7 protein-coding genes are annotated in these 11,985 nt (G+C 72.5%); 3 read left to right on the plus strand and 4 right to left on the minus strand.

The window, feature by feature from the left end; genetic code table 11:
* Positions 1-124 precede the first annotated feature (124 nt).
* A complete protein-coding gene (locus EAO77_RS34055; RefSeq protein WP_147992187.1) occupies positions 125-1,141 on the plus strand; it encodes a LacI family DNA-binding transcriptional regulator in 1,017 nt (338 codons plus the stop codon).
* 216 nt (positions 1,142-1,357) lie between these two features.
* Here EAO77_RS34055 and EAO77_RS34060 read toward each other — a convergent pair whose 3' ends face one another.
* From EAO77_RS34060 to EAO77_RS34075, 4 genes are read right to left on the minus strand one after another with little or no spacing between them, the layout of a single operon-like run.
* The gene (locus tag EAO77_RS34060; protein ID WP_147992188.1) at positions 1,358-3,346 is read right to left on the minus strand and encodes a beta-galactosidase; all 1,989 of its coding nucleotides are present in this window, start codon (positions 3,344-3,346) and stop codon (positions 1,358-1,360) included.
* 32 nt (positions 3,347-3,378) lie between these two features.
* Complete coding sequence (locus tag EAO77_RS34065; RefSeq protein WP_147992189.1) at positions 3,379-4,329, minus strand: carbohydrate ABC transporter permease; 951 nt, start codon at positions 4,327-4,329, stop codon at positions 3,379-3,381.
* On the minus strand, positions 4,326-5,384 hold the full coding sequence (locus EAO77_RS34070; protein WP_147992190.1) for an ABC transporter permease: 1,059 nt from the start codon (positions 5,382-5,384) through the stop codon (positions 4,326-4,328). Before EAO77_RS34070 ends, EAO77_RS34065 begins: the two co-directional genes overlap by 4 nt.
* A gap of 3 nt (positions 5,385-5,387) precedes the next feature.
* The gene (locus EAO77_RS34075) at positions 5,388-7,079 is read right to left on the minus strand and encodes an extracellular solute-binding protein (RefSeq protein ID WP_147992191.1); all 1,692 of its coding nucleotides are present in this window, start codon (positions 7,077-7,079) and stop codon (positions 5,388-5,390) included.
* Between the two features lie 395 nt (positions 7,080-7,474).
* Here EAO77_RS34075 and EAO77_RS34080 point away from each other — a divergent pair, with 395 nt between their 5' ends.
* The gene (locus EAO77_RS34080) at positions 7,475-10,369 is read left to right on the plus strand and encodes a glycoside hydrolase family 3 protein (RefSeq protein ID WP_147992192.1); all 2,895 of its coding nucleotides are present in this window, start codon (positions 7,475-7,477) and stop codon (positions 10,367-10,369) included.
* Positions 10,370-10,570: 201 nt separating this feature from the next.
* Entirely contained in the window at positions 10,571-11,776 is a 1,206-nt protein-coding gene (locus EAO77_RS34085) for a S8 family peptidase (RefSeq protein WP_147992193.1), read from the plus strand.
* Positions 11,777-11,985: the final 209 nt, after the last annotated feature.

The following is an 11,985-nucleotide window of genomic DNA, read 5'->3' on the forward strand; positions in this document are numbered from 1 at the left end:
GCCGCCGGCCGCCCGCCGAGGGACCCGTTCCGCAGGGACGGGTCCCTCGGCGCGCCCCTGCGGGTAGCCTGGCCGCGAAGCGATTGTCGAAGCGCTTCAATTTCTCTGATCTGCGGGAGAGCGGATGGTCACCCTTGCCGAGGTCGCCCGGCACGCCGGAGTCTCGGCCAGCACCGTGAGCTACGTCATCAGCGGGAAGCGCGCGATCTCCGCCGGGACGCGGGAGCGGGTGCGGCGGTCCATCCGCGAGCTGGGCTACCACCCGCATGCGGGCGCCCGCGCGCTGGCCGGCAGCAGGTCGCACATCATCGCGCTGATGGTGCCGCTGCGCACGGATCTGTACGTGCCCGTGATGATGGAGATCGCCGTCACCGTCGCCCAGGCCGCACGCACGCACGGCTACGACGTCCTGCTGCTCACCGGCGAGGAGACTCCGGACGCGGTGCGGCGGGTGATCGGCAGCAATCTCGCCGAGGCCATGATCGTCATGGACGTCGAGCTCGACGACCGGCGTCTGGAGCAGCTGCGTTCGGTCGACCGGCCGTCGGTGCTGGTCGGGATCCCCGCGGACCCGGCCGGACTGACCTGTGTGGACCTGGACTTCTTCGCCACCGGCGCGGTGTGCGTGGAGCATCTGGCGGGGCTCGGACACCGGGAGATCGCCGTCGTCGGGGAGGCCCCCGCGGTGTACGAGCGGCGCACCGGCTTCGCCGAACGCACGCTGGCCGGGATCCGGGAGCGCGCCGGGCAGCTCGGGGTGCGGATGCTGCACCGCCCCTGCGAGGGCGGCTACGAGGGTGTCTCGGCGGTGCTCGCCCGGATCCTCGACGAGCGGCCCGGCACGACGGGTCTCGTCGTCCAGAACGAGGCCGCCGTCGAACCGCTGCTGGCCGTGCTGAGGCAGCGCGGGCGCGCGGTGCCCGAGGACATGTCGGTGGTGGCGGTGTGCCCCGAGGAGGTGGCGACGCAGGCGTCCGTCCGCCTCACCTCCGTGGCCGTCCCTGCGCGGGAGCTCGGCCGGCAGGCGGTCGAGGCCCTGATGGCCCGGCTCGGCGGACGCCCGGCGGGCGAAGTCCTCCTGCTCCGCCCTTCCCTGACCCTCCGCGACAGCACGGGCCCGGCACCGAAGCCGGGTTCGTGACGCACAGCGCCCGCCCGGCACCGGAGCCGGGCGGGTGACACCCCCGGAGAATCCGGGCGGGGCGGTCGGGCAGCGGGGACGGGCGGCCGACCTCGGGCGCGGCCCCGTCCGTTCCCGGCCGTTTTGTGCCGGGGCTGGTGTGGACGGCGGTGGCGCCGCGCTGTCAGGTGCGCGGCGCCACCGGGTCCCTCCGGCCGGGGCCGGGGGCGCTGGGGTTCAGGCGGGGTCGAGGACGGCGACGCCGAAGCGCGGCAGACGCACGGTATCCCGTACCTCGGTGTCGGTCAGCAGGTCGCGGTGGCTGCCGGGCACCGGCACGGTGACGGGGTCGCGGCCGTGGTTCATGACGAAGAGCAGCGGGCCGCGGCGTACCGCCTCCACGTGCTCGGGCAGGCGGTCGAGGACGGGGCGCAGGCCCGCCTCGCGGGCCGCGTCGGCGAGCAGGCCGCGCAGGGCCTCCGGTTCGGGCAGCGTGCTGACGTAGTGGGCGGTGCCGTTGCGCAGGACGGCGGGCAGCCCGGCGAGCTCGCCCGAGGCGTACGCGGCGACGGTCCGGGCGCCGGGCGCCGGCTGGATCTCCTCGGACCACAGGGTGCCGTGGAACGTGCCGCAGTCGGCACGCTCCCCCTCCCGGAGCGGCCACCACTCGTGCAGGACGTCGATGCCGAGCAGGGTCCGCAGCCGGGCGTCCATGCCGCCGGGCCGGACGCGGTCGTCGCCGTCGGCGATCCCGGTGAGGAAGCCGCAGACGAGTGTGGCACCGTCGCGCACCCGTTCCACGAGCGCGTCGATCGCCTCGTCGGTGAGCAGGTACAGCTGCGGCACGACGATGAGGCGGTAGCGGCCGAGGTCCTGGGCGGGGTGGGCGAAGTCCACCGGGATGCCCGCCTCCCACAGGGCCCGGTGCCATGCGCGCAGGATGTCCTCGTAGGCGACCAGCCGTGACGGGCGGGCCTCCTGCGCGGAGCCCCACCAGGCGTGCCAGTCGTGCAGGATCACCGCCTCGTTCCACTGACCGGTGCCGGCCGTGCGCGGCCCGAGGCGGGCGAGGTCGGCGCCGATGCGTTGGATCTCCAGGAAGCCGCGGCCGCGTTCCCCCGCGTGGGACACCATCGCGGAGTGGAACTTCTCGGCGCCCTGGCGGGACTGGCGCCACTGGAAGTAGCAGACGGCGTCGGCGCCGCGGGCCACGGACTGGAGCGACCAGAGCCGGTTGAGGCCCTCGGGCTTGGGCCGGTTGACGTCGCGCCAGCTCACGGCCCCGGCGGCCTGCTCCATCAGCATCCAGGGCCCCCCGGCCTGCGAGCGGGTCATGTCCGCGATCATGGCCTGGTACTGGCCGGCCAGCGGATCGGCCGGGTCGGGATAGGTGTCGACGGAGACGACGTCCTCGTGACGCGCCCACTCCCAGGCGTCCTGCCCGAAGAACATCGGCATGAAGTTGGTGGTCACCGGGATGTCGGGGGCGTGGCGGCGCACGATGTCGCGCTCGGCGCGGAAGCACGCGAGGAGCATGTCCGACGAGAAGCGGCGGAAGTCGAGGATCTGCGCGGGGTTGCGCAGGTAGTGGGCGCGGCGCGGCGGAAGGATCTCGTCGAAGCTGTCGTAGGCCTGGCCCCAGAAGGCGGTGCCCCAGGCGGTGTTGAGCGCCTCCGGGGTGCCGTAGCGGGCGGCGAGCCAGCCGCGGAAGGCGCGGGCCGCCTCGTCGCCGTAGTCGTAGGTGCAGTACTCGTTGTTGATGTGCCACATGAGCAGTGCCGGGTGGCCCGCGTACCGTGCGGCGACGGCTTCGGCGATGGCGGCCGCGGCGCGCCGGTAGTCGGGGCTGGCGGGCGCGAAGTGCTGGCGCGAGCCCCACCACTCGGTGCGTCCGTCCTCGTCGCGGGGAAGCGTCCCGGGGTGGAGGCGGCCGAGCCACGGCGGCGGGGAGGCGGTCGGGGTGGCGAGGACGACCCCGATGCCGTGGCCGTGCAGCAGGTCCATCAGCCGGTCGAGCCAGGCGAAGTCCCGTACGCCGGGGCGGGGTTCGATCCGCGCCCAGGAGAAGACGCCGACCGTGACGCAGGTGACGCCGGCCTCCTTCATCAGCCGGACGTCGTCCTCCCAGGTCTCCTCGGGCCACTGCTCGGGGTTGTAGTCGCCGCCGAACAGGATCCGTCCTCGGGTGGCGTCCGCGAGGGTCGGCGGCGCGGGGGGTGTGCTCATGACGTACCTCGTGCTCGCCGGCGGCGGGGGGCTCAGCCCTTCACCGCGCCGGTGAGCATGCCCTTCTTGAAGTGTTTCTGGACGAACGGCGACAGGACGGCGACGGGCAGCAGCGCCAGCACCATCACGGCCATCTGCACGGCGGTGCCGGAGAGGTCGCCGGCGCGCACGGCCATGTTGAGGCCCACCGGGATCTCCTGCTTCTGCACCAGCTGGATGAGCACGTTCTGGAGCGGCATCATCTGCTGGTCGGTCAGGTAGATGGAGGCGTTGAACCAGGCGCTCCAGTAGCCGACCGCGTAGAAGAGGGTGATGACGGCGATGACGGCCCGGGACAGCGGCATGACGATCTGCCACAGGATCCGCCAGTCGCCGGCGCCGTCGATGCGGGCGCTGTCGATCAGTTCGGACGAGATGCCCATGAAGAACCCTCGCAGCACGAGGATGTTGAAGACGCTCACCGCTCCGGGCAGGATCAGCGCCAGATAGGTGTCGGTGAGGCCGAGGGTCTGCACCAGCAGGTAGGTGGGGATGAGCCCGGCGCCGAAGAACATCGTCACCATGAGCGTCATCAGGATCAGCCGGTGGCCCACCGATCCGGGCCGGGAGAGGCCGTACGCGCACAGCACCGACACGGCCATGGAGAACAGCGTGCCGGTCACGGTGACACCGACGCTGACCAGGGCGGCCCGGGTGACCTGGCCGCCGCTCAGCAGTTCCTGGTAGGCGACGAAGGTGATGTCCTTCGGCACCACGACGAGGCCGCCGGCCTCGGTGATGGTCTTCTTCGACGACAGGCTGGTGACGATCACGATCCACAGCGGGACGAGAACGGCGAGGCAGGCGAGCACGAGGACGGCGCCCTTGGCCGTGGCGCCGGCCTTGCCGGGCGGCTCCTCCCACGCGGGCCTGGGCGGCGCGGCGAACCGGCTCGGGCGGCGCGGCCCGCGGCCGGTCGCGGGCCGGTCGATGACGGCGGTCACTTGCGGTACACCCCCTGCTCACCCATGAGGTGGGCGGTCTTGTTGGCGGCGAGCACGAGCACCAGGCCGACGACGCCCTTGACGAGTCCGGCGGCCGCCGCGTAGCTGAAGTCCTGGTTGCGGATACCGGTCCACCACACGAAGGTGTCCAGGACCTCGGAGGCCCCCGGCCCCACGGCGTCGCGTTGCAGCAGGAGCTGCTCGAACCCGACGGTGAGCGCGTCGCCGACCCGCAGCACGAGCAGCAGGGCGATGACGGGCCGCAGCGCGGGAAGCGTGATGTGCCACATGCGGCGCCAGCGGCCCGCGCCGTCCATCGCCGCGGCTTCGTAGAGGTCGTGGTTGACGGCGGCCAGCGCGGCGAGGAAGACGATCAGGCCCCACCCGGCGTCCTTCCAGATCCCCTCGAAGGTGACGAGGAACTTGAAGGCCTCCGGGTCGGTCATGAGGTCGAAGCCCTCGTGGCCGCGCTGCCGCAGTTCCTGGGCGATGATGCCGGCGCCGCCGAGGATCTGCTGGAAGACGGTGACGACGAGCACCCAGGAGAAGAAGTGGGGCAGGTAGAGCACCGCCTGGACGACGGCCCGCACCCCCGGCCGCAGCACGCTGTTCACCAGCAGGGCGAGCGCGATGGGGATGGGGAAGAAGAGGACGAGCTGGAGGAAGAAGAGCACGAACGTGTTCTCGACCGCGTGCCAGAAGTCGGGGTCGCCGAAGACCCGCTGGAACTGGTCGAAGCCCACCCAGGGGCTGTTCGCCATCGCGGTGATGCCGTTGGTGGAGACGTACGGGTCGTACTCCTGGAACGCGATGACGTTGCCGAGGATCGGCACGTAGTTGAAGACGACGAGCAGGGCGACCGCGGGGAGCGTCATCAGCAGCAGGGTGCGGTCGCGGCGCAGCCGGCGGCCGAGCGGGATCTTCCCGGCCGTGCCGCGGGCGGGCCCGCCGCCCGCCCGCTTCCGGAGCCGGGCGGGCCGGGCCCGGTCGGTGACCGGGCCCGGCTGCGGTGTGCTGTCGGCCGGGGCGGGGCCCGGCGCGATGTCGTGCGCCATGGGTCAGCCCGCCGCGGGGGCCGAGGTGTCGAGGATCTTCCGGTACCAGTCGCGGAGCTCGTCGCCGCCCTTGCTCTTCCACTCCGAGACGGCCTGCTGCATGTCGGAGATCTTCTTGCGGCCGCGGACGACGTCCTTCTCCAGCTGCTCGAAGTCGTTCGCGAGGTTCGTCCACTGGTTGGGCTCGGTGATGGTGAGTCCGTAGAAGGACGACTTGGAGGTGAGGGCGCCCATCCGCTGCTGCCACTCGATCATCGCCTTGGTGACCTCGGGCTGGTCGGGGTGCGCGATGTAGGGGGCGGGGCTGGCGAGGAACGCCCAGGAGCTGGAGACCTGGCTGTTGCCCGCGTCGGTCTTCGTCGGCAGGCCGTCCTCGATCGTGTAGTGGGTGCCCTCGACGCCGTACTCGGTGAGCATGCGCTCCTTGGTGCCGTACGGGGCGGAGGTGAAGTCGGCCATGGCGAGGATGTCCTCGACGACCGCCTTGGGGGTGCCCTTCTTCACGAAGGCCCAGATGTTCGCCGGGTTGGTGGCCCACAGCTTCGGCGGCTTGCCGTCGTGGCCGGGGATGTCCATGGCGGCCATGGCGAAGTCGGGGTTCTGGCCGCTCTGCTCGACGGTCTTCTGGTACCAGTGGGACACGTCGTTGTTGTAGATGAGGACCTGGCCGGAGGTGAAGCGGTCGCCGGCGTCGCCCTGGTTGTCGGCACGCGCGTCGGGGTGGACGACCCCGGCCTCGTACAGCTTGCGGACCCACTCCAGCGCCTCGAGGTACTCGGGGGTCTCGATGCGGTGGATCAGCTTGCCGTCGACGAGCTGCCAGGCGAGGGCCTTCTCCCCGCCGTTGAGGACGCCGAACATGTTGTAGGCGGTCCAGCGCATGTCGTCGCAGGCCCAGACCTTCGCCTTGGCGTCGGTGATCTCCTTGGCGAGGGCCATGAACTCGTCGGCGCTCGTGGGCGGCTTCCAGCCCTTCGCCTCGAAGAGGTCCGCGCGGTAGAACGGCGCGATGTTGGTGACGTACGAGGCAGGCATCGGCAGGCCGCGCAGCCTGCCGCCGAAGATGGAGCGCTGCCAGGCGTCGGTCGGGATGGCCGCGAGGTTCGGGTAGGCCTTGACCTTGTCGCCGGACAGGTAGGGGCCGAGGTCCTCGAACTTGGCGTTGATCGCACCGGGGATCTTGCCGTTGAGGTTCCAGCCGGGGACCACGACGAGGTCGGGGATCGCGCTGCCGGCGAGGACGGCGCCGAGCTTGTCCGCGTAGGTGTTGCCGTCCTGGTTCTGCCAGGTGGCCTTGACGCCGATGGCTTCGTCCATGGCCTTGTAGTACGGGTTGTCCGCGGCCGGCGGCGGCCCCCAGAAGGGCGCCATGACGGTGACCTCGCTGCCCTTGCCCTTCTTGGCGGCCACCGAGGTCTGCAGCTGGGCGGTGGCTATCGCGGTGGTGAAGCCGGCCGCGGAGCCGTTCTTCGACGGGATGTCGGGGGTGACGACGGTCCGGGCGGCGAACGTGGGGAGGATCTTCTGCGCGTCCTTCCCGCTGGTCGTGCCCTCGTTCTTCTTGCCCTCCGTGCCGCCGCACGCGGCGAGCAGGGGCATCCCGCCGGCCACGGCGATCGCCGCGACGGCGGTGGAGGACAGGAACGTTCTGCGGCTGGTGGCCGGAATGCCCACGGGAGTGGCGTTCGGCGTCATTGCGTCAACCCTTCATGCCTGTGGTACGCGCCAGGACACCCGGCGGATCGCGTCCGCCGGTCGGCTGCGGTGTCTGTGGTGGTGCGAGTGCTACGGCGGTGCGGACGCGAGCAGGACGGGCGCCTGGACGAGCGGTCCGTCCCGCCGTCACGACCGAGGGCTTCCGAAGATTCGTCGAAGCGCTTCGATGTTGCTGCGAGGTTAAGTGAACACCCCCCGCCGGGCAAGGGAATGGACCGACATTCCTCGGATCTCTCGCGCCAGAGACGTATCCACCGCCGCCCGGTCCGTCACGCCTCCCCCCAAGGGACGACGCTTGACACCGGCCGGGAGCGGCCGGAGCATCGAAGCGCTTCAACCGTCCTCGTCCTCCATCCTGACAAGGGGTTTCGTCCGTGACAGCTGACCGGCCGCCGCTCTTCCGTGACCCGCAGTCGGCCGTCGGCCGACGCATCGACGACCTGCTCGCGCGGCTGACCCTCGACGAACGGATCGCGATGCTGCACCAGTTCGCGCCCGCCGTCGAGCGCCTCGACGTCGGAGCTTTCCGCACCGGGCAGGAGGCTCTGCACGGGGTCGCCTGGATGGGTCCGGCGACCGTCTTCCCGCAGGCCGTGGGCCTCGGCGCCACCTGGAACCCGGAGTTGGTCCGCCGCGTCGGCGAGGCCGTGTCCCGGGAGGCGAGGGCCATGCGCGCGAAGGACGACCGGGTCGGCCTCAACGTCTGGGCGCCGACCGTCAACCTGCTGCGCAACCCGCTGTGGGGCCGCAACGAGGAAGGCTACGCGGAGGACCCGTACCTCACCTCCGCCATCGCCGTCGCGTACACCCGCGGCCTGCGCGGCGACCACCCCGTCCACTGGCGCACCGCGCCGATCCTCAAGCACTGGCTCGCGCACAACAACGAGACCGACCGCGACGTGTCCTCCGCCTCCGTGCGCCCGCGCGTGCTGCACGAGTACGACCTGCGGGCCTTCCGGGGCGCGGTCGAGGCCGGCGCGGTGGCCGGCGTGATGCCCGCGTACAACCTCGTCAACGGCCGGCCCAACCACCTCTCCCCCTGGCTGCGCGAGCACCTGAGGGCATGGACCGACCGCGAACTGCTGGTCTGCTCCGACGCCGGGGCCCCCTCCAACCTGGTGGACTCGGAGAAGTACTTCGCCACCCACGAGGAGGCAACGGCGGCCGCGCTGCGCGCCGGTGTGGACTCGTTCACCGACCACGGCACCGACGGATCGGTCATCGGAGCGCGTCTGCGCGGCGCCCTGGAGCAGGGGCTCGCCGACGAGCGGGACATCGACCGCGCGGTGCGCCGGCTGCTCACCGTCCGCTTCGCGCTGGGCGAGTTCGACGCCGACCCGCACGAGGACGACACCGCGTACGACACCCCCGCCCACCGGTCCCTGGCACGGGAGGCCGCCGAACAGGCGGTCGTCCTGCTCCGCAACGAACGGGGCCGGGGCGGACCGCTGCTGCCGCTGCCCTCCGGCGCCCGGCTCGCCGTGGTCGGCCTGCTCGCCGACGAGTGCAAGCTCGACTGGTACAGCGGCGGTCTGCTGCGCCGCAGCACCCCGCTCGACGGACTGCGCGAGCGCTTCGGAGCCGTGGAGTACGCCGAGGGCACCGACCGGGTGCGGCTGCGCACCGCCTCCGGCGGCCGGCTGCGGGTGCCCGAGAGCGACGCCGCCGAGCGCGGCCGCGACGCGGACATCGCGCTGGACCCGGCCCTGCTGGCCGGGCGCACCGACCTGCCGCCGCTGACGGCCGGCACGGCCGGGGGCACGGAGTTCGCGCTGACCGACTGGGGCGACGGCGTACTCACCCTGCGGGCCCCCGACGGGCGGTACCTCTCCGTGGCCGACGACGGCTTCGTGCGCGCCTCCGCCGACCGGCCGGGCGGCTGGGTGGTGCAGGAGACGTTCCGGCTCGTGCCGGCCGCCGACGACCGGGACACCCACGACGAACACCTCCTCCAGCACATCGCCACCGGGCTGCACGTCTGTGTCGCCGCCGACGGTGTGAAGGTTGCCGCGGAGGGCGAACCCTTCGTCGTCGAGTACGTGGAGCGCGGCGAGGACGCGGTGGCACGCGCGGCCGCGGCCGCCGACGCGGTCGTGGTCGTCGCGGGCAACGACCCCCACATCAACGGACGCGAGACCGAGGACCGCAGGACCCTGGCGCTCCCCCCGCACCAGGAACGCCTCTGGCGGGCCGCCCGCGCCGCCAACCCGGACACGGTGCTCGTCCTCGTGTCGTCCTATCCGTACGCCGTGCCGGAGGCGGCCGAGGAACTGCCCGCCGTCCTGTGGACCGCGCACGGGGGCCAGGACGCCGGCACCGCGCTGGCCCGGGTGCTCGCCGGCGACGTGTCCCCCGCGGGACGCCTGCCCCAGACCTGGTACCGCGACGACGCGGACCTGCCCGACCTGATGGACTACGACGTCATCGGCAGCCGGCAGACGTATCTCTACTTCGGCGGGCAGCCGCTGTTCCCCTTCGGCCACGGCCTGTCGTACACCCGCTTCGCCTACACCGGTCTGACCGCCGAGCTCTCGGCGGGCGCCGTCCGCGTCCGCTTCACCGTCACCAACACCGGCCCCCGTGCCTCGGACGAGGTGGCTCAGGTCTATGTCCGCGCCGTCGACGCCGCCGTGACGCGCCCCACGGCCGAACTGGCCGCGCACGAACGGTTCCACCTCGCGCCGGAGGAGTCCCGGGAGGTGGTGTGCGACATCCCCGTGGACGCCCTCGGCCACTGGGACGTGGCCCACGGGCGCTGGACGGTCGAACCGGGCCGCTACGAGATCCTGGCGGCGGCGTCGAGCGCCGACGTCCGGCTGCGCGCCGCGGTCGAGGTCACCGGCGTGCCGTCGCCGCCGCGTCCGCTGCTCGCCGCGGGCCTGGCGGCGGCCGACTACGACGAGCAGTGGGGCACGGTCCTCGTGGACCGCACCCGGACGCACGGTGACGCGGTCACCCCCGTCGAGGCGGGAGGCGCCCTGCTCTACCGCCGCTGCGACCTCGGCGACGGGGTGGACACCGTGACGGTCGAGGCGTCGGGCGAGGGGACGGTCGAGCTGTACGCCGGTGACGGGGTGCGGGGCACGTCGCTCGCGTCCGTGGACAGCGTGCGGCCCTTCGCGACGGTCGCCGTCCCCGCCACGGAGGGTCCCTACGCCTACACCAGGCTGACCGTCCCGGCGGCCGCGCCCGGCGGCACGCACGACCTGCGGGTCGCGCTCAGGGGTTCGCTGCGGCTGGCGCGGCTCGAATTCGACGGCCGCGGCTGACGCACGACCTTCCTGTTGCGCGTACATGTCAAGGTTGTTGACGCTCCGTCAACCGCCTTGTCCGCCACCGCTCCTTGACCGAGGCTCGAGTCAGGCCGAGCGCGTCACACCAGCGCTCGACGCCGTGCACGCGACAACGCGTGCACCCCCACAGCGTGCGTCGCACCAGGCATGCGCTGCCCAGAGGAGGGCTCACTCGCCATGGCACCACTGCGCAGCCGGAAGGCCCGTACCGCGGCCGTCACCACACTGACGGCCGCCGCCCTCGTCGGCGGGCTCACCGCACTTCCCGCCCAGGCCGCACCGGCCGAGGGCCGGGTACTCGCCGCCGGCTCCCCCACGGCCGTCAAGGACAGCTACATCGTCACCCTCACCGAGGACGCGGGCTTCACCGCGTCCTCGGCGCGGGGCAGGGACCTCGCCGAGGAGTACGGCGGCACGGTGAAGAAGACGTTCGCCCACGCGCTGAACGGATTCACCGCCGAGCTCTCCGCCGCCGAGGCCCGCAGACTGGCCGCCGACCCGGCGGTCGCCTCCGTCGAGCAGAACCAGACGGTCCGGGTGAACGCCACCCAGACCAACGCCCCCTGGGGACTCGACCGCATCGACCAGGCGTCGCTGCCGCTGTCCGGGACCTTCACCTACCCGGACACGGCGGGCGGCGGTGTCACCGCGTACGTGATCGACACCGGCGTCCGCATCACCCACTCCCAGATCAGCGGACGGGCCGCCAACGGCTACGACGCCGTCGACGGCGACAACGTCGCCCAGGACGGCAACGGCCACGGCACGCACGTGGCCACCACCATCGCCGGTTCGACCTACGGCGTCGCCAAGAAGGCCAGAATCGTGGGCGTCCGGGTGCTCAACAACTCCGGCTCCGGGACGACGGCTGGCGTCATCGCCGGCATCGACTGGGTGACGGCCAATCATTCCGGCCCCTCCGTCGCCAACCTCTCCCTCGGCGGCGGGGTCTCCACCACCCTGGACGCCGCCGTGCGGCGCTCCATAGCGAGCGGTGTGACGTACGCGGTGGCGGCCGGAAACAGCAACGCCAACGCGTCCTCGTTCTCCCCGGCCCGCGTCACCGAGGCGATCACCGTCGGCGCGACCACCAGCACCGACGCGAGGGCGAGCTACTCCAACTACGGGGCCGTGCTCGACATCTTCGCCCCGGGCTCCTCGATCACGGCGGGCTGGCACACGAGCGACACCGCGACGAACACCATCTCCGGTACGTCGATGGCGACGCCGCATGTCGCCGGGGCGGCGGCGGTGTACCTGGCCAACCACACCTCGGCGACCCCGGCCCAGGTCTCGACGGCGCTCGTGAACGGCGCCACCACGGGGAAGGTGACGAACCCGGGGACGGGTTCTCCGAACCGGCTGCTGCGGTTGGTGCCGTAGCGCCCCCGGGGGCGCCGGGCTCGACCCCCTCGGGGGTGGGGCCCGGCGCCCCTGTGCGGGGTCCGTCCCCCGTGCGGGGTTCGTTCGCCCCGTGCGGGCCGGTGGTGGGCGCACCCCCGCTGCGCGCGGGTGTCCTCAATCGCCGGACGGGCTGGGGTTGCCCGCACCGGTGCGCCCTGGCGGAGGAAGTCCTGTCGGCCGCGGCTCGT

The sequence above is a fragment of the Streptomyces sp. T39 genome (assembly GCF_008042045.1).
GTDB lineage: Bacteria > Actinomycetota > Actinomycetes > Streptomycetales > Streptomycetaceae > Streptomyces.

Coding starts and splice junctions, on each gene's coding strand:
- EAO77_RS34055 (WP_147992187.1), top strand. CDS start 125: ATGGTCACCCTTGCCGAGGTCGCCCGGCACGCCGGAGTCTCGGCCAGC.
- EAO77_RS34060 (WP_147992188.1), bottom strand. CDS start 3,346: ATGAGCACACCCCCCGCGCCGCCGACCCTCGCGGACGCCACCCGAGGA.
- EAO77_RS34070 (WP_147992190.1), bottom strand. CDS start 5,384: ATGGCGCACGACATCGCGCCGGGCCCCGCCCCGGCCGACAGCACACCG.
- EAO77_RS34075 (WP_147992191.1), bottom strand. CDS start 7,079: ATGACGCCGAACGCCACTCCCGTGGGCATTCCGGCCACCAGCCGCAGA.
- EAO77_RS34085 (WP_147992193.1), top strand. CDS start 10,571: ATGGCACCACTGCGCAGCCGGAAGGCCCGTACCGCGGCCGTCACCACA.